Raw genomic sequence first — 24,800 nt, forward strand, 5'->3', positions numbered from 1 at the left:
TACATGATGGGGTTTTTAACTGGTAAACGAGTTTTAATTCTTGGTCTTTTGAGTGACCGATCAATTGCATATGGTATTGCTTCTGCAATGAAACGTGAAGGAGCTGAATTAGCTTTTACTTACCAAATGGAAAAGCACGATGAGCGCGTAAAAAAACTTGCTCAAGATTTTAATTCAAATATTGTTCTACCTTGCGACGTTTCAAGTGATGAGCAAATCGACAATCTCTTTCCTTTACTAAAAAAACACTGGGATAAATTAGATGTTATTGTTCATTCGCTAGCCTTCGTTACAAAAGAAGCTTTAAAGGGTGATTTCGTTGAAGCAACGACCCGTGAAAACTTTAGAGTAGCTCACGATATTAGTTCTTACAGCTTTACAGCGCTAGCTAAAGCAGCACTGCCGATGTTAAGCGAGCATGCAAGTTTGCTTACTTTAAGCTATCTTGGCGCTGAAAGAACAATGCCTAACTATAATGTGATGGGGCTTGCCAAAGCAAGTTTAGAGGCAAACGTAAGGTACATGTCTCAGAGCTTAGGACCAAAAGGTATTAGAGTTAATGCAGTTTCAGCAGGGCCTATTAAAACACTTGCTGCGTCTGGCATTGCTGACTTTGATCGCATGATAGATTTTAATGAGAAACATGCTGCTTTAAGACGAAATGTGACAATTGAAGAAGTTGGAAATGCAGCTGCTTTTCTATGTAGCGACCTTGCTTCAGGCATAACGGGCGAAATTACTTACGTAGATGGCGGCATGAATATTACTGCCGCAGGTTCAATCGATTAATTCTTTTGTGTTGTCTCGAAGAATTTTTGATTCACTGATACACTCGCTTTTGCTTTTAAACCTTTGAGATAAGCGCTCAAGTATTCATTAGATAATGCTTCTGTATAGCTAGATGCGAATTCTTTTTTATTTTCTTCATTCTCATCATTCGGAAATGCTACTTTACTTACTTTAACAATCACGTAACCGTTATTGCCATCTACAAAACCACTATAACTAGGAAGCTTGTCTGTAGGCATTTTGTAAGCGTGATTAATGACAGCCTCGCTCAAGCCTTTTGAATTTTTTCGGTCGACTAAAACTGCAGCTTGCCAAAGAATTTTACGTGAAGAATCACTAACAGACTTCAATGCTGCCTCACCATCAGCAGCCATTAATTTCTTGGCAGCTTCAAACTTTAAATATTCTTCAATACCCGCTTTAACCTCAGCAAATGGCTTTGTAGATTGCGCTTTATAATCTACAACACGAGCAGAAATTAAGTTGTTAGGTGTGACTTCAATCGCTTCAGTATTTCGATGATCCTTAATTGATTCTTTCGAATATAAAGCGTTCATCAATGTTTCATTCTTAAAGAACTTATCTGTATCGTTACGGCTAATCCAATCGGTTTTTTGAATAGGTAGATTAAATTTTTTCGAAACCGCATCAAGACTTGATGACTGCTCGTACACTTTATTACTAAAGTCTTCAGCAAGAGCCGCAAATTTATCTTGTGCTTTTTGGTAGATTATTTCAGCTTTAATTTGTGACTTGATGGCATCAAAACCACCGCCCTCACCTATGATTTTTGTAAGCTTTATAATGTGGTAACCAAAATCAGATTCAACGATACTGCTAATCTCGTTAACCTTCATTGAGAAAACAGCATCATCAAAAGGCTTAACCATCATGCCACGATCAAAGGTACCTAACTCCCCACCTTTTCTAGCAGACTCAGGGTCTTGTGAATATTTTGTTGCTAATTCTTCAAACTGCTTAGGATTCTTTTTAACCTGATTTAAGACATCTTCAGCCTTTGCTTTGGCCTTAGCTTTTTCTGCTGGTGCGGCGTTCTTAGATGAAGCAATTAAAATATGACTTGCTTCTCTTTGCTGTTTATTTTGATATTTATCTGCATTTATTTTATAAGAAGCTTTCACTTCATCTTCAGATACATTGATGGTCGAAAGAATACTTGTTAATGAAAATATAACAAACTCGGCTTTCACTTGCTCGGGTGCTAAAAACTTAGATTTATTTTTATCATAAAAATCTTGCATATCTTTTTCGGAAATATTCGCTTTAGCCATATATTCTTTTGTTTTGAATTCAGCAACAGTGATTTCCCTTTGCTGTGATGTTACTTTTAATGTTTCTGTTAAATTATTCGGCGGAATAAATGTAAGTTTTTGCAGTCCATCACGCACTTGTTGAATGAGTAAATCATTCCTAATGCTTTCTTCAAATTTCTTAGGGTTGAGTTGATTATTTTGTAGGACTTTGTCGTAGAGTTCTTGTGAAAACTTTCCATCTTTTTGAAAATCAGGCATACCTATAATATATTGGCTTAATTGTTGATCTGTGATTCTAAATTTAGATTTTTTAATATCATTATTTATTAATTGTTTTGTGATGAGTCCATCGACTACAGACTCTTTAAATTCGAATGAATCAAACATTGCAGGATCTATTTTTTTACCTTCACTCATAATCCTATTGCGAACATTTTCAATTGCACGGTTATATTCTGGTAGTGTAATTTTATAGCCATCAACTTTGGCGATACTTAAATTATTGCCAGCTTGGTTGAGATATGAATCAATTCCAAACAATGCGAAAGGAATAAGAACAAGCGCCAAAATAACTTGTGCCGCTTTAGTTTGAGCGTAACTTCTAAATTTATCTAACATTGGATTTATCCTATTATCTTTATAGTTTTTTGATAAAAAAGGTTGCCAAAAAGTTCTCACTTAATGAACGAAAAGGCGAATCTTAAGATTCGCCTTAATGATATTGGCGGAGTGGACGGGACTCGAACCCGCGACCCCCTGCGTGACAGGCAGGTATTCTAACCAACTGAACTACCACTCCATAACTTGTTACAAAAATTGGTGGGTGCTGACGGGGTCGAACCGCCGACATTCGCCTTGTAAGGGCGACGCTCTACCAACTGAGCTAAGCACCCATGCACACTCATTAGTAAGGCGGCTATTTTACAACATAGTCCTTACCAACGCTAGGTTTACGCTAATGTGTAATGGATTTTATAATGGTGCTGGCGTTCTTATGGGGCACAGGAGTGGATTTTTGGTCCTTTGTAGCTATATTTTTTGGCATTTTAGTCAAAGCAAGCTCTAAAACTTCATCAATCCAGCGAACAGGATGGATATCTAAAGCATTTTTAACTTCATCAGAAATTTCAGTTAAATCTTTTACATTTTGCTCTGGAATAAGAACGGTTTTAATACCCCCTCTATGAGCTGCAAGCAACTTCTCTTTTAGGCCGCCAATGGGTAAAACTTCACCTCTTAAGGTTATTTCCCCTGTCATAGCAACATCAGCACGAACTGAAATATTGGTTAAAGCCGACACAATCGCTAAAGCAATACCTGCACCAGCACTTGGACCGTCTTTAGGCGTTGCGCCCTCGGGCAAATGAATATGAATATCATTTTTTTCGTAAAAATTTTCAGCTATACCTAGTTTTGTAGCGCGGCTTCTTACAACGCTCATGGCAGCATGAATAGACTCTTGCATGACTTCGCCTAATTTACCAGTAATGATTGTTTTTCCTTTACCTTGTAAAACCACAGCTTCAATAGTCAATAATTCCCCGCCTACCTGAGTCCAAGCGAGCCCTGTGACTTGACCTATTTGGTTTTTCTTAGATGCAAGACCAATGTCATAGACTTTAACGCCTAGATAAGCCTCTAGATTCTTGCTATTCACAATGACTTTTTTAAGGGATTTTTTGCTCAATAACTCTTTAACTGCTTTGCGACATATTTTGGCGATTTCTTGTTCTAATTTTCTAACACCCGCTTCTCTAGAATAATATTGAATAATCTCTCTTACAACTTTAGCGGTAATACTAATTTCAGATTTTTTTAAACCATGCATTTTAAGTTGCTTAGGTAATAAATAATGCATCGCAATATTAAGCTTTTCTGCCTCCGTATAACCCGAAAGACGAATAATTTCCATACGATCCAAAAGTGGTTCAGGAATGTTCATTGAGTTAGCAGTTGCCACAAACATCACATCAGATAAATCGTATTCAACTTCTACATAATGATCTGTAAAAGTGTGATTCTGCTCTGGGTCCAAAACCTCTAAAAGCGCTGAGGCCGGATCACCTCGGTAATCTTGACCCATTTTATCCACTTCATCTAGTAAGAATAATGGGTTAGTCACCCCTGCTTTAGTCATGCTTTGTAAAACTTTACCAGGCATTGAGCCAATATAAGTTCTTCTATGACCGCGAATTTCAGATTCGTCTCTTACACCACCTAAAGCCATTCGAATAAATTTACGATTGACAGCTTTAGCAATGCTTTGTCCAAGAGAGGTTTTTCCAACCCCAGGAGGGCCTACCAAACATAAAATAGGCGCTTTAAGTTTATCAACTCGCTGTTGGACTGCGAGATATTCAATAATACGCTCTTTGACTTTTTCGAGGCCGTAGTGATCTTCATCCAAGATCTTTTCTGCGAGCGCCAATTCGCGACTAATTTTAGTTTTTTTCTGCCACGGCAATCCTATTAATGTATCGATGTAGTTTCTTACTACGGAGGCTTCAGCCGACATGGGTGACATCATTTTTAATTTTTTAAATTCAGAAGTCGCTTTATCAAGAGCCTCTTTTGACATACCAGATTCTTGTATACGTTTCTCAAGTTCGTCTAAATCTGCACCTTCATCTTGCTCACCTAATTCTTTTTGAATGGCTTTGACTTGTTCGTTAAGATAGTATTCCCTTTGGCTTTTTTCCATTTGGCGCTTAACGCGACCACGAATTCTTTTTTCGACTTGAAGAATATCAATTTCAGACTCCATGATCTTCAAAAGATGATCTAAGCGATTTTTAATTCTCAATGTCTCTAAAATCGTTTGCTTCTCTTCTAGTTTTAACGTGAGATGCGCTGCGATCATATCTGCTAATCTGCCAGGGTCTGTAATTGCAGCAAGAGAAGTTAGGATTTCTGGGGGAATTTTTTTATTTAATTTAACGTATTGATCAAATTGTGAGAAAACCGTTCTCATTAACGCTAATGATTCTTTATCTTTAGGCTCGGGAATATTGATCTCATCGAATCGAGCAACAAAACAAGCTTCTTGATCAAGCACTTCCTTAATTTTTACGCGGCTTAAACCTTCAACTAAAACCTTCACAGTACCATCAGGTAATTTAAGCATCTGGAGAATAGATGCTACGGTGCCGTACTCGTAAAGATCTTTGGCATCAGGCTCATCTTTACTTGCAGATTTTTGAGCTACTAAAATTATTTTTTTATCTTTATCAGATGCAATTTCCAAAGCTTTTACAGATTTCGTACGTCCAACAAAAAGTGGGATCACAAGATGAGGGTAAACAACTACATCCCTTAAAGGCAAAAGGGGCATGAAATCTTGTTGGGGGTCTTTAATTTTAATTTCTTGAGCCATTAGGATGCTTTCATAAGCGTTAATTAATCTAGAACATTGGGTCAGTTTATAATATTTCAAGGCCTTACTGACCAACTACGAAGCTTATTTTTTTCCTGAAACTTGTTTCTTTTCTGAGAATAAAAGTATAGGTTTGCTTGATTGTTCAATCACACCATCATCAATGACAACCTTTTCGAGATTCTTAATCGACGGTAATTCATACATGGTATCTAATAAAACATGCTCCATGATTGAGCGAAGACCACGCGCGCCCGTCTTTCTTTCTAGCGCTTTTTTGGCGATTAACCTTAGTGCTGAAGTTCTAAATTCTAGCGATACATGTTCCATAGCGAAAAGTTTAATGTACTGTTTGGTTAAGGCGTTTCTAGGCTCAGTAAGAATCTGTACTAGAGCATCTTCACTTAAAGATTCAAGAGTTGCAACAACAGGAAGCCTTCCTATAAATTCAGGAATTAAACCAAATTTAATGAGATCTTCTGGTTCGACATCTTTAATGACATCGCCGATCACTTTAGCATCTGCTTTGCTATTTACTTGAGCCCCAAAACCAATGCCGCCCTTTTCAGATCTTTGTTTAATGATTTTTTCTAGCCCATCAAAAGCACCGCCACAAATAAAGAGGATATTTGTAGTATCAAGCTGAACAAATTCTTGATTTGGATGTTTGCGACCACCCTGAGGAGGAACTGAAGCGACAGTACCTTCAATAAGTTTTAACAGCGCTTGCTGCACACCCTCTCCTGAAACGTCTCTTGTGATTGAAGGGTTTTCAGATTTTCTTGAGATCTTATCGACTTCATCAATATATACAATGCCTCTTTGAGCTTTTTCAATATCATAATCACATTTTTGCAATAATTTTTGCATGATATTTTCAACATCTTCGCCAACATAACCAGCTTCAGTAAGCGTGGTAGCATCTGCCATCACAAAAGGAACATCAAGTAATTTTGCGAGCGTTTGCGCTAAAAGTGTTTTTCCGGAACCTGTGGGACCAATAAGAAGAATATTACTTTTTGAAATTTCGACATCTTTGTGTTCAATATCTATCTCAGAATTACTATCTCTAAGTCTTTTGTAATGATTGTAAACAGCGACAGCTAAAGTTCTTTTAGCGCTTGTTTGTCCTATAACATGCTCATCAAGTTGATCACAAATTTCTTTTGGAGTGGGGAGTTGATCGTGGTCTTTAGCTTCTTTTGAAGGGCTCTTAACTTCTTCTTTAATGATGTCATTGCATAAATCAACACACTCATCACAGATGAATACTGAAGGGCCTGCAATTAGTTTTTTTACTTCGTGCTGACTTTTGCCGCAAAATGAGCAATAGAGTAATTTTTCGTTATCGCTTTTAGTGGCCATAAATAGATAGGATCACGTGACTTGGGATCTCTTCGAAATAACTTGGTCTACCATACCATAATCGACAGATTGCTCGGCGCTTAAGAAATTATCTCTGTCCGTATCAGCAGCAATTTTTTTAAGTGTTTGGCCAGTATGGGTTGCTAAGATTTGATTTAGTTTTTCTTTTAAAAATAAAATTTCTTTTGCGTGAATTTCTATGTCTGATGCTTGTCCCTGGAATCCACCTAAAGGCTGATGAATCATTACGCGAGAATTGGGTAAGCAGAAACGTTTTCCTTTTTCTCCGGCCGCAAGTAATAAAGCACCCATGCTGGCGGCTTGTCCGATACATAAAGTACTGACATCAGGCTTAATAAATTGCATTGTGTCGTAAATAGCCATCCCAGCGGTGACAGAGCCACCTGGGGAGTTAATGTATAAAGAGATGTCTTTATCAGGATTGTCTGCTTCTAGAAAAAGTAACTGGGCGACAATAACATTTGCGGTCATATCATCTACTGGCCCTACTAGAAAAATAACACGCTCTCTTAAGAGTCGCGAATATATATCGTAAGCGCGCTCACCTCGACCGCTTTGCTCAATGACCATAGGCACATAGCCTAAATTGTTTGGGGATGTATAAGCCATGATTAAGCTTTAGCTGGTCCTGCCATCAGCTCATCGAATGTTGTTTTTTTGTTCTGTACTTTGCATTGCGTGATAAACCATTCAACAACATTGACTTCAGTTGCAAGTGCTGTTGGCTCTTCAAGTCTTGAAGGTTCAGCATAAAACCATTGAACAGCTTCTTCTGTATCATCAAAATTAAGTGCAAACTCATTGACCATAGCTTTAATTTGATCTGCAGATGCGCGCAAATTATTTTTATCAACAATTTCAGCGAGAATCAGCCTGAGCTTGCATGTTTTTTTTGCTTGATCTTCAAACATTGCAGGCTCTAGCTTAAATTGTTTTAAATCAGCACCGCGCTGTTTTAAATTAGCGTAAGTGGATTGAGCCATGCGATTGATTTCAAGATTAATCAGTGCTTTAGGTAAGTCTGCATTGCAAACCTCTAATAACTGAGTGAAAACCTGTTCTTTTAATTTAATTTTTACTCTTTTGTCTAGTTCTTGCTCTAAGCTTTGTTTAATTTCATCACGCATTTGATCTACATTGCCATCTAGAACACCAAGAGATTGAGCAAATTGAGAATTAACTTCCGGAAGTTTTGGTTTTGCAACTAAAATAAAATTCACATTATATTTAACTGTTTTTCCTGCTAATTCTTTAGGGTTATGCGTTTCTGGATAATTCACTTCAAATGTTTTGGACTCACCTGCTTTTTCACCTACAAGATGATCATCAAAAATCGCAAAGCGAGAGTCATCACCTAGGATAATCTGAATAGGTTTATCGCCTGTCGTTTCAACTTGTTTGTCGTTGATAAAGGAGGTTAAAGTTAATGTAAGTCGATCGCCTTTAGCGGAAGCTTCTTTAGACTCAATAAATTGGGCTCTTTGCTTAAGAAGGACATCGATAGTTTTATTAACATCTTTATCGGTGATTTGAGCATCAGGCTTATCAATTGAAATAGCTTTAAAATCGCCTAGAGTGACATCAGGGAATACCTCGAATGTCGCTGTATATTCAAAATCTTCTTTGACTTGATTAAGGGGTTTATGTTGAATATTAGGCATACCAACAACGCGTAGTTTATTTTCTTGAATGGCTTGGCCGAATGAAGTCTCAATAGCTTCAGCAAATACTTCTTCTTTGACTTGCGGTCCATATTGCTGCTCAATCATCTTTAAAGGTGCTTTACCGGGCCTAAAGCCAGGCACTTTTGCTGTTCGAGTTAGACGTTGAAAACGACTCGACATCTCTTGTTGAAGAGGTTCGACAGGCACCTTAACGGTAATGCGTCTTTCTAAATTACTTAATGTTTCAACTGCTGTAGCCATACTTAAAATTCCCTAAAATTCATATCTTTGGTGCGAAAGGAGAGACTCGAACTCTCACGCCTTGCGGCGCTGGAACCTAAATCCAGTGCGTCTACCAATTCCGCCACTCTCGCGATGATTAAAAAAGTTATATATAACAAAAATTTAGCTCTATTTTATAACAAGTTAGTCTTTATCTAAAAGGAATAATTCAATGAATCAATGAAATACGTAGATATTTTGATTTAAGATGTCATAAATTATTAGAAACTATTAAGCTACAAACCTAAAAAATTCAAATTGAAAACTCGAGCCCTTAAATTGCAATTTTTCCCTAACCTATTTTTTATGTGCCTTGTTGCGATTAGTCTATCTGGCTGCAATTTGATCAGTTACGAGACTAAACCTATTGCTAATCAAGAGGTTATTGAAAAAATCACCGAAAAAGACCCTGAAGATCCAAAATTTAAAGAGTTCTTAAGAGTTCAAGGATTTAAGGAGGACAAGCTTTCAATTAAAGAATGGGGGTTAAGTGAGCTTATGCTTTGCGCACTTTTTTTTAACCCAAGAATTGAAATTGCAAAGAAGGAATGGGATGTTGCCAAAATTCAAGAAATAATCGCCCCAATTAAAGCACCCTCTTCTATAGACTTTGAGGGTGGCAGACAAACCACAGGCGTCAAAGAAAGCTCAAGAGATGCTTTTGGATTAACTTTAATCACACTATTTGAAACGGCCGACAAGGCTAAAATTAGAGAAGAAAAAGCAAGAAACCAGTCATTGATCAAACGGCTAGAGCTAAGAAAGCTCGCATGGGATATTAAATCAGATCTGACTTTAAATTTTATTCGCTATCATCAACACCTCCTAAATCTTCAGATAATAAGGAGTGAAATAAAACTGCAAAATGAAATTTTAAATATGCTAAAAAAAAGAAAGTCACTTGGACTAAGTTCATCCATAGATAGTAATTTTAATCAAATAGAGCTAAATAAAAACATACAAAAGCTAAATGAGGAGCAGTACCAACTGAATGATACAAAATCAAAATTAGCCTCCATCTTGGGCATTTCAGCAGAAAAATTTAACACAATGCGAATTGCAAATATAAATTTTGATCAAAATATTGAGGACTTTAGAAAAATACTTGATGATGAAACAAAACAACAGGATATTATAAATCTTGGCCTGTTCAACCGTATTGATTTAAGAATAGCATTGGCAAAATATGCTGTTTCAGAATCGCAACTAAAATTGAATATTGCAAATCAATATCCTGATATTAGATTTTCACCTGCCTATATTTTTGATTACGGATCCAGCAAATGGCTTCTCGGCATAAGGTCAATAATTCCGACAGTTGAAAAAAATAAAAATCTCATTGAAGAAGCAAAAAAACTTAGGGATATTGAAAATTTACAAGTGGAAAAAATCCAAACGTCAATCATCAATGAATTAGCAAAACTAAGGGATAATTATATAAACGCTAAAGATATGGTTAGGAAAGATACTGAAGACCTATCGGCTGCAAATGAGCTAGAAAATTCAATTGAAAGTAAATTTAATCAAGGTGAAATTGATCGAATTGAATTAACCCAGCAAAAATTAATAACGATGCAATACAAACGAAGATTTTATACCAACAAAATCACATTAATGAAAATAGGTTATGACTTTGAAGCGCTTTTACAAGAACCACTAAACAACAAGAAAAATAATGAAAAATAAACTGAATGCCTTTCTTGTAATCCAAGCGATACTAATCTTGATTCTGGTTTGGTTATTAACTTATTTCGGCCGAGATGAATTTAACAACATAAAACCTAATTCAGATATTTCAAAAAACACTCAAAGTTTAATAAAGTCAGCCAATGGGGTTAACTATATAACTCTTAGTTCAGAAATACAGTCAAATAGTGGCATAAAGATCCAACCGGTCCAAGCCTCAGATTACATAAAGAATCTTACAAATTATGCAACAGTGCTTAGCATTGACTTATTGATTGAGCAAAAAAATAGATTTAATGAAATTAAAAATCAAATAAGCCTCTTATCAAATGAGTTAGATAGGGATAAAAAAAATTACGAAAGGTTCAAAGCTCTTAATGATGATAATAAAAACATCTCGGACAAAGCTTTACAAGAAATGAAGGTCAATTTTGAAAATACAAAAATAAAACTTCAAGCTACCCAAGAACTTATAACTGGGATTAAGCAAAATATTAGAGCTCAATGGGGCGAAATAATATTATCTATGATTGATGCTGGCGCAAGAAAAGAATTATTTGATTTTCTTGTTCAAGGAAAAGCGAGGATTGTAAAGGTAACATTACCTGAGAATGCTAATGAGCAACCTCAGAAAAATATTAGCATAGCCTTAATTGACAATCTAAATGAAAAATTTTTAGCAAGCTATCTTGCAGAATCACCCACCTTAGACAAATCAATTAAAGGAAAAACTTACTTTTATATTGTTTACAGTAATCAGCTAAGAATTGATTCCAAAGTAATTGCTAGTCAGGTTCAAGATGGCCTATCTTCTGATTCTGGAAAGTATTTAGCAATTCCAAAAGAGGCAGTAGTTTGGAATTCGGGACAAGCATGGGTTTATGTGCAATCAAGTGAAAATAAATTTTTCCGCAAATCTATTGAAACTAATACTGAGAGCTCGAATGGTTGGATTATCAAAGAAAATCAAATCAAAGAAAATGACCTAATCGTGATTAATGGTGCCCAACTCTTGCTCTCGGAAGAGTTTAAATATCAAATAAAAAATGAAAACGATGACTAAATCAATATGATGTCATCAATTGTAAAGTTTTCAATACGATATACAGGTGTCATCATAGGTCTTGCAGTGATTGCAATGATATTTGGGTTATACCAAATCTCCAGAAGCCCCTTAAATGTTTTTCCTGAATTCTCCCCCAACCAAGTAATTATTCAAACGGAATCTCCAGGACTCTCATCTGATTTAGTAGAGTCCCTTGTTACCCTTCCCATTGAGAAAAATTTAGGGGGTACTATTGGCATTGAAACCATTCGATCTCAATCAATACCTGGGCTATCTGTTATTACTATCATTTTTGATGAGCGCACTGATATATTTAGAAATCGGCAAGTAATCTCTGAAAGACTAGCATCAATCACAAGCATCATGCCACAGGGCATTATTCCTAAAATAACGCCCCTTACATCAGCAGCGTCGTCAGTGTTAGGTATTGGAATTTCATCAAAAACAAAATCCTTAACTGAAATTAGAACGGTAACTGACAGATTAATCATTCCTCATCTTTTATCGATTCCAGGCGTTGCGGATGTGAACATATTTGGTGGCAAAGTAAAACAATATCAAATTGAAATTCAGCCTGAAAAACTTATTCAATCAAACATTTCAATTGAGCAAATAATTGCTGCAGCTGGCAAATCCTCTGGTGTCCGTGGCGCAGGTTTTATTGAAAATAATAATCAAAGAATTATTGTTAACACTGAAGGTCAATCCAAATCTTTGGAGGACATTGGAAAAACACCTGTAATTAATAATAAAAATCAAATCATATATCTCAAAGACTTGGCAGCAATCAAAGAAGGGTCAATTCCAACTATCAGTGCAGCTTCTATAAACGGCGAAGAAGGTATTTACTTATCAGTTCAAGGTCAGCTTGGATCAGACACTTACAAACTCACCCAACTTATTGAGGCTGCAGTTGCAGATATAAATCCCTCACTTCTCGAGCAAGGCATTCAAATAAATCCTGAATTATTTAGACCTGCAAATTTTATAAATGCTTCAATAAAGGGTGTGCGTGTAGACATATTAATAGGGTCTTTACTTGTCATTGTAGTTTTATTTTTATTCTTATTTAATTTTAGAACAGCATTTATATCAGCAACAGCTATTCCACTATCATTACTTTCTGCAATTATTATCTTAGGTTATTTTAATCTTGGACTAAATATCATGGTTTTAAGTGGTCTTGCAATTGCTCTTGGTGAAGTTGTTGATGACGCTATTATTGATTCAGAAAATATCTTTAGACGACTCAAGGAAAATATTAAATTAGCAAATCCATTACCTGTTGCAAAGATTGTTTATGATGCGTCAATGGAAGTAAGAAGTTCAGTTGTATACGCCACAATGATTGTGGTAACAGTTTTCCTTCCCCTTCTTTCATTAAATGGCGTTGCTGGAAAACTTTTTGGGCCGCTTGGCTTGGCTTATATTTTTTCTATACTAGCCTCACTAGTAGTTGCGCTCACAGTAACGCCGGCTCTGTCTTTTCTCCTCCTTGGGAAACAAAAATTCAAATCGTCTGAATCACCCATGATGTCTTATTTAAGAACTAAATATGTTAAGACACTTTACTTAATTGAAAAGAAATCAACTGCAATTATGTTATTTACATTTACCTTCATATTGATTGGCTTTTCTCTTGTTCCATTGTTTAAAACACAATTTATCCCACCTCTGCATGAAGGTCATTTCATTATGCATATGACTGCACTTCCTGGAACGTCTGAAAAAGAATCATTGCGTATTGGAAATGAAATTAGTAAAAAAATTCGAGAAATACCTGAAGTAAAATCTGTTGCTCAATGGGTTGGCAGATCGCCAATGGGGGCTGATACGTTTGGGACACATTATAGTGAATTTGAAATTGAACTTAAAAATTCAGACGGGCCAACACAAGATAAGATCTTGGCACAGATTGAAAACTTAACACAAAATAATAACTATGTAGGCCTTAATTTTGCTATTAATACATTCTTAACAGAGCGAATTGAAGAAACAATCTCAGGGTACTACTCCTCGGTAGTAATAAATATTTTTGGTACAAATCTTGATACTATTGACCAAGATACCCAGAAAATATCATCTGCCCTAGCTTCCATTAAGGGCGCAAAAAATATTAATATAGTATCTCCCGCCGGTACACCTCAAATTACTATACATTTTTTATCTGAAAAATTAAGTCAGTGGGGCATTCAAAAGACTGACCTGCTAAATGCAATTCGGGCTGCGTTTGAAGGACTTCCAGTAGCTCAAGTATACGAGGGGAATGCAAAAGTAAATATTTCTATTATTCTAAACAAAAACTTTCGGGACGATATTACAGACGTTCAAAAATTACCTATCATGGCAGCAGATGGAAAAATTGTTGAACTGGGTCAAGTTGCTTATATAGCTCAAGAAAATGGAAGATCCAAAATTCTTCATCAGGGTGGAAAGCGTATTCAAACTATTACAGCCGATATTGATGAAAGAGATATTAATGATTTTAATAATGATTTAAAAAATGAGCTTAATAAGCTGAAGTTAAATCAAGGTAACTACTATGAAATCACGGGAGCCGCACAGGCAAATGCAAAATCACAAGAAGAACTTATAGTTCATTCAGTTATTGCAGGTGCAGGCATCCTCCTAATGCTTTATATCGCTTTTGGAAATCTAAGGAATTTATTACTCACATTATTTAATCTTCCTTTTGCATTAATTGGGGGTGTTTTTGCTGTTACCTTCAATGCGGGTTGGATTTCAATCGGCTCACTTGTTGGTTTTGTAACGCTTTTTGGGATCACTTTACGAAATTCAATTATGCTGATATCTCACTACCAACATTTAATTAACATCGAAAATCGCATCTGGAATTTAGAAACGTGCATAAAAGGGGCTTCTGAAAGATTACCTTCTATTTTGATGACCGCTATTGTAACTGCATTAGGCTTACTTCCATTAGCTCTAGGAAGCGGTGAACCAGGCAAAGAGATCGAGGGGCCTATGGCAAGTATTATTGTAGGTGGTCTTGTGACATCCACTATATTGAATCTTTTAATATTGCCAAGCATTATGTTGCATTTTGGAAAATTCGAAAAAGAAGAATAAATTAATTTTCTTTAAAAAAATCAATCCACTTTTTAATATTAGAAGCTTTAAAAGCCATCTCTTCAAACTCACCTTTTGCCTCAGATTGGGCAACTATGCCCCCGCCTGAATAAAAATGAATTTTATTATCTTTTTTAATTAAAGTACGAATTGCAATATTAGAATCCATTTTATGATTAAATCCGATGTACCCTATTGAGCCACAATATATATCTCGTCTATGTGGTTCTAATTCATCAATTATTTCCATCGACTTTATTTTCGGTGTTCCAGTAATGGATCCACCAGGAAAAGAATCTTTAAGTAGCTTTGTTAAAGATGAGTCAGCTTTTAGAGTTCCTTCAACAATACTCTCCAAATGATGCACATTGCTATACGACTTCAACTCACACAGCGCTTTAACATGAATACTTCCGGTAATACAGTTTTTACTAAGATCATTACGCAATAAATCAACAATCATTAAATTTTCTGCTCGATTTTTTTCGCTACCAAGTAAACGCTCTGCATTTTTTTTATCTATTATATGATTTGAGTCTCTTGGTTCGGTGCCTTTAATTGGCCTTGATTCAACATGACCAAGACTTGAGTAAATAAATCGCTCTGGCGATCCACATAAAATATCAAAATTTTCATAATGCAAATAAGCCATAAAAGGTGAGCGATTAATTTCCCTTAATTTTTTATACCCAGTCCAGCTATCTCCTTCACATTGCGCATAATATTTGTTGGATATATTTATTTGATAGGCATCACCTTCTTTTATAAATGCTAAAATTTTATTAACAATTCCTTCATAGGATTTAAAGTCTAAAAGCGGTTCAACAGATGAATTAATTTTAAATATTTTATTTTTAGGTTTTGCATTTATAAACTTTTCAACAATCTCTTCCAAATTATTCTCTGTATCTTTATTTTGAAAATGAGATGCAATCCATGTTTTTTTTTCTTGGTGATCTACAATCAAGGCCCAGTCATATATACCAACCATCATCTGAGGAATGCCAATATGGTCTTTATTGATCTTAAAATGTGACTGCCCTAATTCATAGGAGAAGTAACCTAAGGCGCCGCCAGCAAAAGGCAAAGAAGAGTCTTGAGCTTTAAATCGAGTGAGGATTTTTTCTAGAACATCAAAAGCATTTTCTTTGAGAGTCTCTTTTTGATTACTTTCTTCAATGCACACGGTATTTTCATCTGCGACAATTTTTATAAAAGGATCGCTTACTATGATGTCGTACCTAGATTTTTCCGAAATATTTTCATCTAAATCATTATGAATGCCACTATCTAGATAAAAAGACCATGGGTCGTTAGCAATAGCTTCAAAGTAAATGGTGCTATCTGAAAAATAAGGCAAAGAAATGAGATGTGTATTATTCAACGGCTGTTGAGATTTAAACTTAATGATATGAAATTATATGCTGATTAAATAATTAAGGGCGCATAAAGCGCCCTTAATTATTTAATACCTTATGAGGATTTACTCTAAGTTTGCGTGAATTGCTCGCATACCTTCTTCTGTCAATCCTTTAGTGTGAATTAATTCTGAAATAACTGCTTCAAGATAGATCAGTGTAGATAATTCAAATGAAGTACCCATAGGCATACCATTAGTAAGACCGAAAGAATCATCATTACCAATTTGCACAGTTAAATCTGCCATATCCGACATAGGTGATTTATTCTTCATAGAAATCACGACAATCTTAGCGCCTTTTGATTTAGCAGTTTCAAGAAGCGGCAAAAGTGTTTTTGTGCCTCCAGAACCTGAAATCACTAAAAATAGATCGCCTGCTTTAATTGCTGGCGTCACAATTTCACCCACCATATTAACTTGATAGCCGCTATGCACGAGACGCATTGCAAAAAAACGTGAAACAAGTCCTGATCGTCCAGCACCGCCTACAAAAATACGGCCTGCTTCATCTATATGCTTAAGAAGCTTAGCCGCATTACTTTGTTCAGTGACTGCTAAAACGCTTGAAATTTTATCTAATAGTAATTTTTGATGCATGTTGAACCCTTTTTATTTAAAAATAAACAATCTATAAAAAAAATCCCGACTCATTGCTAAGTCGGGACTTAATTTAGTTCATCAATAATTGTTTCTTAACAATTATCCATGAGCAATTTTTGTGATTTCTGCAGCAGCAGCAGCTGGATCAGCAGCGCCGTAAATTGCAGCACCAGCAACAATAATAGATGCACCAGCATCTTTAACTTGCTGAGTCGTAGCAGCTTTAACACCACCAGCAACTGAAATTTTAACGCCAGTTTTTAAACCAGCAATCATAGCTAAGTCAGCAAAAGGAGTGTGACCAGCAGCTTGTGCATCAAGACCAGTGTGAACACCGATAATTTGAACGCCTGCAGCAACACATTCTTTTGTTAAAGCTTCTTTGTTTGCAACGTTGATCATGTCAACTTGAACTTCTTTACCGTATTTCTTAGCAGCAGCAACTACGCCTTTGATTGTAGCAATGCCTGAAGCGCCAAGAACTGTACAGATGTCTGCGCCAGCTTTGTAGAATGGCTCAGACTCATATTCACCTGCATCCATTGTTTTTAAGTCAACAAGGATTTGGTTCTTAGGGAATTTTGCTTTTAATGTTTCAAGAAGCTTGATACCGTTATGCTTAATGCATGGTGTACCAATTTCAAGGATGTCTACGTGTGGAGCAACTTTAGCTGCTAATGCAACTGTTGCGTCAAAATCTAATGAATCTAATGCCATTTGTGTTAAAGCCATGGTTTTTCTCCGTATTTATTACAAGTTTTCTAAAATAGTTCGTTGCTAAAAGGAAGTTTGAACTTCATGAAGCAGGAAACCGATCATATAGGGCTAATCATTTTGTGTCAATAATCAACCCTACTCACTCTATAGTCATTTAAGGTCATTTTTATGACAATAAATGGTTTATAGCTTTTCGTTTAAAGCTGTTTCGAGTTTGTTTTGATCCACTACGAAACCACGAATACCTTCTGAAAGTTTTTCAGTTGCCATCGCATCTTCATTCAATGCAAAGCGGAATTCATCCTCAGTCATTTTAGCTGGGGCTGATTTTGTAGCGCCGCCGTCTTTGAGTAACCTTGGTAAATCTCCCTGGGTTGCTTCAAGCTCCTGAAGTAAATTTGGTGCAATTGTTAAGCGATCACAACCAGCTAGTGCTGTAATTTCATCGATATTTCTAAAGGATGCACCCATCACAACTGTTTTATATCCATGCTCTTTATAGTAAGCGTAAATTTTACGAACAGATATAACGCCTGGATCTTCTTCTGAAGAATAAGTATTACCAGTTTTAGCTTTATACCAATCAAGGATACGACCAACAAATGGTGAAATAAGAAATACGCCAGCCTCAGCGCATGCGCGGGCTTGTCCGAAACCAAAAAGAAGTGTTAAGTTACAATTAATGCCTTCTTTTTCTAAAATTTCGCCTGCTTTAATCCCTTCCCATGTGGAAGCCAATTTAATAAGTACGCGATCTTTTTTAACGCCAGCCTCATCGTAAAGACCAATTAATTTTCTACCCTTTTTAACCATCGCATCAATATTGAAGGATAAGCGCGCATCTACTTCAGTAGAAATACGGCCAGGAATATGTTTTAGGATTTCAAGCCCTACAAGCACAGCTAACTTGTCAGCTGCATCTTCAACCTGCTGAGTCTTATTGCTGCTTTTAGATTTGGCGTATGCAATAGCTTCCTTGATCATAGGCTCGCATTGAGGGAGCGTGCTTGCTTTTAATAGTAAAGATGGGTTAGTCGTTGCGTCGTAGGGTTTTACTGTCTTAATTGCTTCCACGTCACCAGTATCTGCAACGATCGTTGTCATGCCTTTTAATTGCTCTAATAATGTTGCCATTGCTTTAAATCTCCAAAAAATGATGTCTTCGAAATCGGAGGGTAAATTATATATGAATTGACTTGTAATCTTGTGATTTCAGCACTTGTTTTACACTTTAAACACCACTTTTTAAGGGTGAAACAACTCATCCATATGAAATATCTTAATCAAATAATCACTTTTATGAAATTTAACGTATTTTGTAGCTTTTTGTATGAGTTTTAACAATATTTAGACTCATTTAACGTAAGATGTAGCTCATTTTGGATCACTTAACGACACCCTATTCTTGTTAGCTTAAGAAATGAAGGCTTTAGGATGAGTATTCAGATGACAACGGGGTAGTAATTTGGCAAAATGACGTCTTTTTATGACACCTCTCATTAAAGATTTTGATGTTGACATCTTTGTCGTAAAAACCAATTACACTTAAAACATCATTATAAAAAGTTCAATGTTAAGTTCTTCTAGCTATTAACCCAAGGGCCCTTATGTCAGCACACGTCATTCCATTAGAAAATCTTCGAAATACAGACGTCAGTTCTGTTGGAGGGAAGAATGCATCTCTAGGTGAAATGATTTCTCAGCTTCATGCTAAAGGTGTTCGAGTGCCAACTGGATTCGCAACCACAGCACATGCATTTAGAGAATTTTTAGCGCATAACAAACTCGACGAAAAAATTGCCAATGAACTTAAAGCATTAAACACGGACGACACTTCTGCATTAGCGATTAGCGGAAAAAAAATTAGGCAATGGATTGTTGATACACCCCTTCCTTCTGACTTAGAAAAGTCCATTGAAGAAAACTACACACGACTCATCAAAAATTCTGCGGACGGGACTACATTTGCAGTTAGGTCTTCTGCAACAGCGGAGGACTTACCTGACGCCTCCTTTGCCGGCCAGCAAGAAAGCTTCTTGAATATTCACGGCGTAGAGCATATCAAGCACGCTATTAAAGAAGTGTTTGCATCCCTTTATAATGATCGCGCTATTTCATATCGCGTGCATAAGGGTTTCGTACATGCTGATGTTGCAATTTCAGCAGGTGTGCAACAGATGGTAAGAAGTGATATTGGATGCTCAGGTGTGATGTTTACGATTGATACCGAATCTGGATTTAAAGATGTTGTGTTTATTACTGCCTCTTATGGCTTAGGTGAGACAGTTGTTCAAGGTGCTGTTAATCCAGACGAGTTTTATGTTTTCAAACCTCTTTTAAAAGAAGGTAAACCAGCGATCATACGACGCTCCATTGGATCTAAAAAAATTAAAATGGTTTTTAGTGATGCAACACAAGCTGGAAAAAGTACACATACGATTGATGTGGATCCTAAAGAAAGTGATTCTTTTAGCTTAGACGATCAAGATATTCTAGAGCTTGCTCAATATGCCGTCACTATTGAATCTCATTATGGATGTCCTATGGATATTGAATGGGGCAGAAATGGTTTAGATGGAAAAATTTATATCCTCCAAGCAAGACCTGAAACGGTAAAGTCTCAATCAAAAAATGCAGTGGAAATATTTAAATTAAAAGGAACTGGTAAAGCGATTGTAGCTGGACGTGCGGTCACACAAAAAATTGGTATCGGTCCTGTTCGTATTGTTAAAGACCCATCTGAAATGCACTCGGTTCTTCCTGGTGATGTGCTGGTCGCAGATATGACCGACCCTAATTGGGAGCCTGTCATGAAAAGAGCTTCGGCACTTGTCACTAATCGCGGCGGTCGCACATGTCATGCTGCGATCATTGCTCGCGAACTCGGTATCCCAGCTATTGTAGGAAGCGTTAATGCAACCGAACTTCTTCAAGAAGGTGAGATTGTGACCGTATGTTGTTCAGAAGGTGAAACTGGATTTGTTTTTCAAGGTGCACTTGAATATGAGGTGAATACGGAAAAAGAAACTATCCTTCCTACCCCTCCAGTAAAAATTATGATGAATGTTGGTAATCCAGACATGGCATTTACCTTTGCTCAAACACCAAATGACGGTGTGGGTTTAGCGCGTCTAGAATTTGTTATCAATAATATGATTGGCATTCACCCTAAAGCCATTTTAAATTATGCAGCAATGCCACTAGACATTCAAAAACAAATCACACATCGTGCTCGCGGCTACCTTAATCCTAAACAATTTTATATTGATAAAGTCGCTGAGGGTGTTGCAACAATTGCTGCAGCGTTTTACCCAAAACCTGTCATTGTAAGAACGTCTGATTTCAAATCGAATGAATATAAAAAATTAGTGGGTGGAGATATTTACGAGCCAGATGAAGAAAATCCAATGATCGGATTTAGAGGTGCAGCCCGTTATATGTCAGAAGATTTTAAGGACTGCTTTGTCATGGAATGCCAAGCCATGAAAAAGGTGCGTGAAACATTGGGTCTAACGAATGTAGAAATCATGATTCCATTTGTGAGGACTCTAGAAGAAGCCAAAGAGGTGACATCAATCATGGCAGCTAACGGTCTTAAGCGTGGCGACCAAGGCCTTCGTTTAATTATGATGTGTGAAGTCCCATCGAATGCCATCTTAGCTGAAGCATTTCTTGAGTACTTCGACGGATTCTCGATTGGATCAAACGATTTAACTCAGCTGACATTAGGCACTGATCGTGACTCTGGTATTTTGGCAGATGGTTTTGATGAAAGAAATGATGCAGTAAAATTACTGATTCAAATGGCGATTACAGCCGCTAAAAAAACAAAGAAATACATTGGGATTTGCGGCCAGGGCCCATCAGATCATCCCGACTTTGCAGAATGGCTTGTTAAAGAGGGTATTTCATCTATGTCACTCAATCCTGATACTGTCATCAGCACCTGGAAACGTATTAGCCCAAAATAATGGCAAAACAAAAAAGAACAGCGTTCTTTATTTCAGATGGAACAGGCATTACTGCCGGAGCATTAGGTCAGCTTTTAGCGCACTTTCCAGAAACACAATTTGCGCAAATTAGAATTCCATTTACCGATTCAGATGCCAAAGTAGATGACGCTCAAAAGCGTATCGTCAATGCAAAAATGGAAAATGGGGAAAGACCTATTGTCATCATGTCCATTGGCAACCAAAAACTTCGCGCAGAACTTAAAGAAGTTGATGCTTATTACATCGATCTTTTCGATGCATTTATTGATCCCTTAGGTGTTGAGTTAAAAGAAGAGCCTCTGACCAGACCAGGCGTTGCTCACAGTATTTCAGGTGCTAATTACTCTGACAGAATGGAAGCGATTAATTTTGCTTTGGGCCACGATGACGGAATGACACATAATGGTTTAAATCAAGCCAATGTTATTTTAGTTGGTGTATCAAGATCAGGCAAAACACCTACAAGTATTTATCTTGCTATGCAATTCGGTATTAAAGCCGCGAACTATCCCTTAACACCTGAAGATTTTGAAAGAAAAGCACTCCCGCCTATTTTAGAAGGTTATATCGATAAAATTTTCGGATTAACGATACAAGCAGATCGTTTGAGTAGCCTTCGAAGTGAAAGACGCCCAAATAGCACATACGCTTCACTAGATAACTGCAGAAAAGAAATTACTGACTGTGAAAATCTTATGAAGCGAGCAGGTATTCCTTGGGCAGACTCAACGACGCGCTCAGTCGAAGAGCTATCAGCTATCATCTTACAAAAAATTCGCCAACCTAATACTTAAAAACTCATTACTTTAATTCTGCTTTAATTTTATCTACGATCTCAGCTGAGTCGGGTGTGACATCACTCGTGAATGCATATACTTTTTTACCTTGAGGCAATATTAAGTATTTATGAAAATTCCATTGAGGCATTTGGCCTGAAGCCTTAATGAGCTCTTGATAAAATGGGTTTGCATTTTTACCTGTGACATTTGATTTTGTGGTCATTGGAAATTCAACCGCATATGTAAGCTTACAAAAATCTTTAACTTCTTTATCGGTACTTAACTCTTGGTTAAAGTCGTTAGATGGAAAACCGATCACTAATAAACCTTTACTATGATATTTCTTATATAGAGCCTCTAAAGCATTAAATTGTGGGGTAAATCCACACTTACTTGCAGTATTTACGACTAATATAGGTTTTGACTGATAATCACATAAGTTAATTTTATCTCCTTGAAGTGTATTAAACTGATGATTATATATAGAGGGGCAGGCAGCATAAGTCATGGCTGGTATTATCCAAAAAAATAAAAGTAAAAAAATTTTCATGAAACTAGTCTCAAAGTAGAATGTCAATTTGACTACTCAATCTTACTATAATTCAAAAAAATGTTAAAAATATTAGTCACTCTTTCAATTTTCTTTGCTTTAGTTACGCAAACAATAATATCTGAGGTAAAAGCGAATACAAATTACGATTATTTGATACACATCAATGAAAGTTTTGATAAGCATCCAATTCATCTAACCGGTTTTTATAGGCAAGGATATTGGATTAAGCAGGCTTCACTTTTAAAAAAAGCAGCCGTGACCGGACTGCCCAACAGTGCTTTATGCGAAAAAGGTAATTACGGAAATTTAGTTTTATCTTTAGATCCTCACATTTTTTATAACCCAAAAATGACAACCTTCTACGGCACACTCAAAGCAAAAATTTATAATCAAGATGGAAAGGTCCTAAAGAAGATGAAAGTGGAAGATGAGTTGATCGGCAGAATAGATATCTTGCATGAAATACCAATTGATAAACTATATAAAAAACTTTTACTGGCACTTGATGAACAAATTAAAAATGATTCTGAAATCAATCTGCGACGCAGTGACAAAAAATCACAAGGAATAGAAGGCACTTTTTGCCTAATGCTAGACTAAGATTTATTTTAAAGAGTTGATAGGTATAGATTTATTCTTCCAGCGAGTTGGAGCTTCGCAATAAATAGACTTGCCGTGAGTATCGATAGATACCATCACTGGCATATCTTTCACTTCAAATTCATATATGGCTTCCATACCTAACTCAGGAAATGCAACTACCCTAGATGAAGTAATGGCTTTTGAAACTAGATAAGCCGCTCCTCCAACTGCGCTTAAATATACAGATTGGTATTTTTTGATTGTTTGCACAGCATTTTCGCCGCGCTCTGCTTTTCCAATCGTACCCATGACACCTAATTCAGCTAACATCATCTCCATGAATTGATCCATGCGAGATGCTGTTGTAGGTCCTGCTGGACCAATCACTTCATTGCGAACGGCATTAACAGGGCCCACATAATAAATAAATTTATTTTTTAAATTTATGCCCGCGGGTAAAGGCTCCCCTTTCTTAAGAAGATCAGCAATTTTCTTATGCGCACCATCCCTAGCAGTTAGTAATTTTCCAGACAGTAAAAGTAAGTCGCCTTCTTTCCATTCTTCGATTGATGTTTTATCAATTGAGTCAAGATTAATTCTTTTAGCATCTTTTTGAGCAGCCCAAGTATCTTGAGGCCACAAATTTAAATCAGGTATTTTAAAATGTGCTGGACCTTTACCATCCAAGATGAAATGTGTATGCCTCGTAGCTGCACAATTGGGTATTAATGCAATTGGCAAAGACGAAGCGTGACAAGGATAATCGATGATTTTAACGTCAAGTACTGTGGTTAGACCGCCAAAGCCTTGCGCGCCTATACCTAGCTGATTAATTTTATTATAAAGTTCTATGCGTAACTCTTCAGTCTTATTCTTTGCACCACGCTTAACGAGTGACTGAATATCAATCGGTAACATCAGTGACTCTTTTGCCATTAACATCGCTTTTTCAGAAGATCCGCCAATGCCAATGCCAATAACTCCAGGTGGGCACCAACCCGCTCCCATCTCAGGAATCACTTTTAATACCCAATCTACAATACTATCTGATGGGTTGAGTGTTATGAATTGAGCTTTATTTTCTGAGCCTCCACCTTTTGCGCTGATAGAGATGTTTACTTTGTCACCTTTAATTAAATTCACATGCGTGACTGCAGGTGTATTGTCTTTTGTGTTCTGCCGCATACCAGCTGGATCTGAGACCATTGAAGGACGAAGTGGATTGTCTTGGCTTGTATAAGCGCGTTTAACACCTTCATTCACCATATCTTCAATTGAAAGATCTGACAACCACTCTACATTCATACCAACTTCAACAAATGCAATCACAATTCCAGTGTCTTGGCATATAGGCCTATGTCCCATGGCGCTCATTTTTGAACTTGTAAGAATCTGAAGCATGGCATCTTTAGCTGGAACAGATGTTTCTTTTTCATATGCTTCACGCATGGACAAAATAAAATCTTCCGAGTGATAGTAAGAAATAAATTGCAAAGCATCACTGATGCTTTCGATAAAATCTTCTTTTTTAATGACAGTCTTCATTT

Annotated in this window: 18 protein-coding genes and 3 tRNA genes; 7 read left to right on the forward strand and 14 right to left on the reverse strand. The window is 36.6% G+C overall.

Annotation, left to right across the window (positions count from 1 at the left end; translation table 11 throughout):
- Positions 1 to 6 precede the first annotated feature (6 nt).
- Positions 7 to 789: an enoyl-ACP reductase FabI gene (locus tag FIT63_RS03925; protein ID WP_140007155.1), complete on the forward strand. Its 783-nt coding sequence runs from the start codon at positions 7 to 9 to the stop codon at positions 787 to 789.
- Here FIT63_RS03925 and FIT63_RS03930 read toward each other — a convergent pair.
- From FIT63_RS03930 to FIT63_RS03965, 8 genes are all read right to left on the reverse strand, one after another.
- Positions 786 to 2,681 (reverse strand): SurA N-terminal domain-containing protein, encoded by a 1,896-nt coding sequence (locus FIT63_RS03930; protein ID WP_140006652.1) that lies wholly within the window; start codon positions 2,679 to 2,681, stop codon positions 786 to 788. The genes FIT63_RS03925 and FIT63_RS03930 overlap by 4 nt on opposite strands.
- Before the next feature lie 104 nt (positions 2,682 to 2,785).
- Positions 2,786 to 2,862, reverse strand: a tRNA-Asp gene (locus tag FIT63_RS03935).
- Between the two features lie 18 nt (positions 2,863 to 2,880).
- Positions 2,881 to 2,956, reverse strand: a tRNA-Val gene (locus tag FIT63_RS03940).
- A 62-nt stretch (positions 2,957 to 3,018) separates the two neighbouring features.
- A complete protein-coding gene (gene lon, locus FIT63_RS03945; protein WP_140006653.1) occupies positions 3,019 to 5,436 on the reverse strand; it encodes an endopeptidase La in 2,418 nt (805 codons plus the stop codon).
- An 84-nt stretch (positions 5,437 to 5,520) separates the two neighbouring features.
- Positions 5,521 to 6,801, reverse strand: coding sequence for an ATP-dependent Clp protease ATP-binding subunit ClpX (gene clpX / locus FIT63_RS03950; RefSeq protein WP_046488178.1), 1,281 nt, complete (start codon positions 6,799 to 6,801; stop codon positions 5,521 to 5,523).
- A gap of 12 nt (positions 6,802 to 6,813) precedes the next feature.
- On the reverse strand, positions 6,814 to 7,431 hold the full coding sequence (clpP, locus tag FIT63_RS03955; RefSeq protein WP_140006654.1) for an ATP-dependent Clp endopeptidase proteolytic subunit ClpP: 618 nt from the start codon (positions 7,429 to 7,431) through the stop codon (positions 6,814 to 6,816).
- Between the two features lie 2 nt (positions 7,432 to 7,433).
- Entirely contained in the window at positions 7,434 to 8,747 is a 1,314-nt protein-coding gene (gene tig / locus FIT63_RS03960; protein ID WP_140006655.1) for a trigger factor, read from the reverse strand.
- Between the two features lie 28 nt (positions 8,748 to 8,775).
- A tRNA-Leu gene (locus FIT63_RS03965) sits at positions 8,776 to 8,860 on the reverse strand.
- Positions 8,861 to 9,110: 250 nt separating this feature from the next.
- On the opposite strand from FIT63_RS03965, the gene FIT63_RS03970 reads away from it, so the two are divergent.
- Genes FIT63_RS03970 through FIT63_RS03980 form a run of 3 tightly spaced genes read left to right on the forward strand, consistent with a single transcriptional unit; the run spans position 9,111 to position 14,610 of the window.
- The gene (locus FIT63_RS03970; protein ID WP_189342257.1) at positions 9,111 to 10,454 is read left to right on the forward strand and encodes a TolC family protein; all 1,344 of its coding nucleotides are present in this window, start codon (positions 9,111 to 9,113) and stop codon (positions 10,452 to 10,454) included.
- Complete coding sequence (locus FIT63_RS03975) at positions 10,444 to 11,517, forward strand: efflux RND transporter periplasmic adaptor subunit (protein WP_140006657.1); 1,074 nt, start codon at positions 10,444 to 10,446, stop codon at positions 11,515 to 11,517. Before FIT63_RS03970 ends, FIT63_RS03975 begins: the two co-directional genes overlap by 11 nt.
- Positions 11,518 to 11,523: 6 nt before the next feature.
- On the forward strand, positions 11,524 to 14,610 hold the full coding sequence (locus FIT63_RS03980; protein ID WP_140006658.1) for an efflux RND transporter permease subunit: 3,087 nt from the start codon (positions 11,524 to 11,526) through the stop codon (positions 14,608 to 14,610).
- 1 nt (position 14,611) lies between these two features.
- On the opposite strand, the gene FIT63_RS03985 is transcribed toward FIT63_RS03980, so the two are convergent.
- From FIT63_RS03985 to tal, 4 genes are all read right to left on the reverse strand, one after another.
- Positions 14,612 to 15,994, reverse strand: coding sequence for an anthranilate synthase component I family protein (locus tag FIT63_RS03985; protein ID WP_140006659.1), 1,383 nt, complete (start codon positions 15,992 to 15,994; stop codon positions 14,612 to 14,614).
- A 99-nt stretch (positions 15,995 to 16,093) separates the two neighbouring features.
- Complete coding sequence (gene hxlB / locus FIT63_RS03990; RefSeq protein ID WP_140006660.1) at positions 16,094 to 16,627, reverse strand: 6-phospho-3-hexuloisomerase; 534 nt, start codon at positions 16,625 to 16,627, stop codon at positions 16,094 to 16,096.
- 102 nt (positions 16,628 to 16,729) lie between these two features.
- Positions 16,730 to 17,362 carry a 3-hexulose-6-phosphate synthase gene (hxlA, locus tag FIT63_RS03995; RefSeq protein ID WP_028818081.1) on the reverse strand — a complete coding sequence of 211 codons (633 nt, stop codon included), beginning with the start codon at positions 17,360 to 17,362 and terminating at the stop codon, positions 16,730 to 16,732.
- A 168-nt stretch (positions 17,363 to 17,530) separates the two neighbouring features.
- Entirely contained in the window at positions 17,531 to 18,481 is a 951-nt protein-coding gene (gene tal / locus FIT63_RS04000; RefSeq protein WP_140006661.1) for a transaldolase, read from the reverse strand.
- Positions 18,482 to 18,954: 473 nt separating this feature from the next.
- Here tal and ppsA point away from each other — a divergent pair, with 473 nt between their 5' ends.
- Positions 18,955 to 21,318: a phosphoenolpyruvate synthase gene (gene ppsA / locus FIT63_RS04005; RefSeq protein ID WP_140006662.1), complete on the forward strand. Its 2,364-nt coding sequence runs from the start codon at positions 18,955 to 18,957 to the stop codon at positions 21,316 to 21,318.
- Positions 21,318 to 22,133 carry a pyruvate, water dikinase regulatory protein gene (locus FIT63_RS04010; protein WP_140006663.1) on the forward strand — a complete coding sequence of 272 codons (816 nt, stop codon included), beginning with the start codon at positions 21,318 to 21,320 and terminating at the stop codon, positions 22,131 to 22,133. The genes ppsA and FIT63_RS04010 overlap by 1 nt, the downstream gene beginning before the upstream one ends.
- Before the next feature lie 7 nt (positions 22,134 to 22,140).
- Here FIT63_RS04010 and FIT63_RS04015 read toward each other — a convergent pair whose 3' ends face one another.
- Complete coding sequence (locus FIT63_RS04015; protein ID WP_140006664.1) at positions 22,141 to 22,668, reverse strand: glutathione peroxidase; 528 nt, start codon at positions 22,666 to 22,668, stop codon at positions 22,141 to 22,143.
- Positions 22,669 to 22,728: 60 nt separating this feature from the next.
- On the opposite strand from FIT63_RS04015, the gene FIT63_RS04020 reads away from it, so the two are divergent.
- Complete coding sequence (locus FIT63_RS04020; protein WP_140006665.1) at positions 22,729 to 23,271, forward strand: hypothetical protein; 543 nt, start codon at positions 22,729 to 22,731, stop codon at positions 23,269 to 23,271.
- 3 nt (positions 23,272 to 23,274) lie between these two features.
- Here the strand turns inward: FIT63_RS04020 and FIT63_RS04025 are convergent, their stop codons facing one another.
- Positions 23,275 to 24,798 carry a fumarate hydratase gene (locus FIT63_RS04025; RefSeq protein ID WP_140006666.1) on the reverse strand — a complete coding sequence of 508 codons (1,524 nt, stop codon included), beginning with the start codon at positions 24,796 to 24,798 and terminating at the stop codon, positions 23,275 to 23,277.
- Positions 24,799 to 24,800: the final 2 nt, after the last annotated feature.

This window comes from Candidatus Methylopumilus planktonicus (assembly GCF_006364715.1).
GTDB classification, from domain to species: domain Bacteria; phylum Pseudomonadota; class Gammaproteobacteria; order Burkholderiales; family Methylophilaceae; genus Methylopumilus; species Methylopumilus planktonicus_A.

Coding starts and splice junctions, on each gene's coding strand:
- clpX (WP_046488178.1), bottom strand. CDS start 6,801: ATGGCCACTAAAAGCGATAACGAAAAATTACTCTATTGCTCATTTTGC.
- lon (WP_140006653.1), bottom strand. CDS start 5,436: ATGGCTCAAGAAATTAAAATTAAAGACCCCCAACAAGATTTCATGCCC.
- FIT63_RS04015 (WP_140006664.1), bottom strand. CDS start 22,668: ATGAAAATTTTTTTACTTTTATTTTTTTGGATAATACCAGCCATGACT.
- hxlA (WP_028818081.1), bottom strand. CDS start 17,362: ATGGCTTTAACACAAATGGCATTAGATTCATTAGATTTTGACGCAACA.
- FIT63_RS04010 (WP_140006663.1), top strand. CDS start 21,318: ATGGCAAAACAAAAAAGAACAGCGTTCTTTATTTCAGATGGAACAGGC.
- hxlB (WP_140006660.1), bottom strand. CDS start 16,627: ATGCATCAAAAATTACTATTAGATAAAATTTCAAGCGTTTTAGCAGTC.
- ppsA (WP_140006662.1), top strand. CDS start 18,955: ATGTCAGCACACGTCATTCCATTAGAAAATCTTCGAAATACAGACGTC.
- clpP (WP_140006654.1), bottom strand. CDS start 7,431: ATGGCTTATACATCCCCAAACAATTTAGGCTATGTGCCTATGGTCATT.
- FIT63_RS03980 (WP_140006658.1), top strand. CDS start 11,524: ATGATGTCATCAATTGTAAAGTTTTCAATACGATATACAGGTGTCATC.
- FIT63_RS04020 (WP_140006665.1), top strand. CDS start 22,729: ATGTTAAAAATATTAGTCACTCTTTCAATTTTCTTTGCTTTAGTTACG.
- FIT63_RS03925 (WP_140007155.1), top strand. CDS start 7: ATGGGGTTTTTAACTGGTAAACGAGTTTTAATTCTTGGTCTTTTGAGT.
- FIT63_RS04025 (WP_140006666.1), bottom strand. CDS start 24,798: ATGAAGACTGTCATTAAAAAAGAAGATTTTATCGAAAGCATCAGTGAT.
- FIT63_RS03975 (WP_140006657.1), top strand. CDS start 10,444: ATGAAAAATAAACTGAATGCCTTTCTTGTAATCCAAGCGATACTAATC.
- tal (WP_140006661.1), bottom strand. CDS start 18,481: ATGGCAACATTATTAGAGCAATTAAAAGGCATGACAACGATCGTTGCA.
- tig (WP_140006655.1), bottom strand. CDS start 8,747: ATGGCTACAGCAGTTGAAACATTAAGTAATTTAGAAAGACGCATTACC.
- FIT63_RS03930 (WP_140006652.1), bottom strand. CDS start 2,681: ATGTTAGATAAATTTAGAAGTTACGCTCAAACTAAAGCGGCACAAGTT.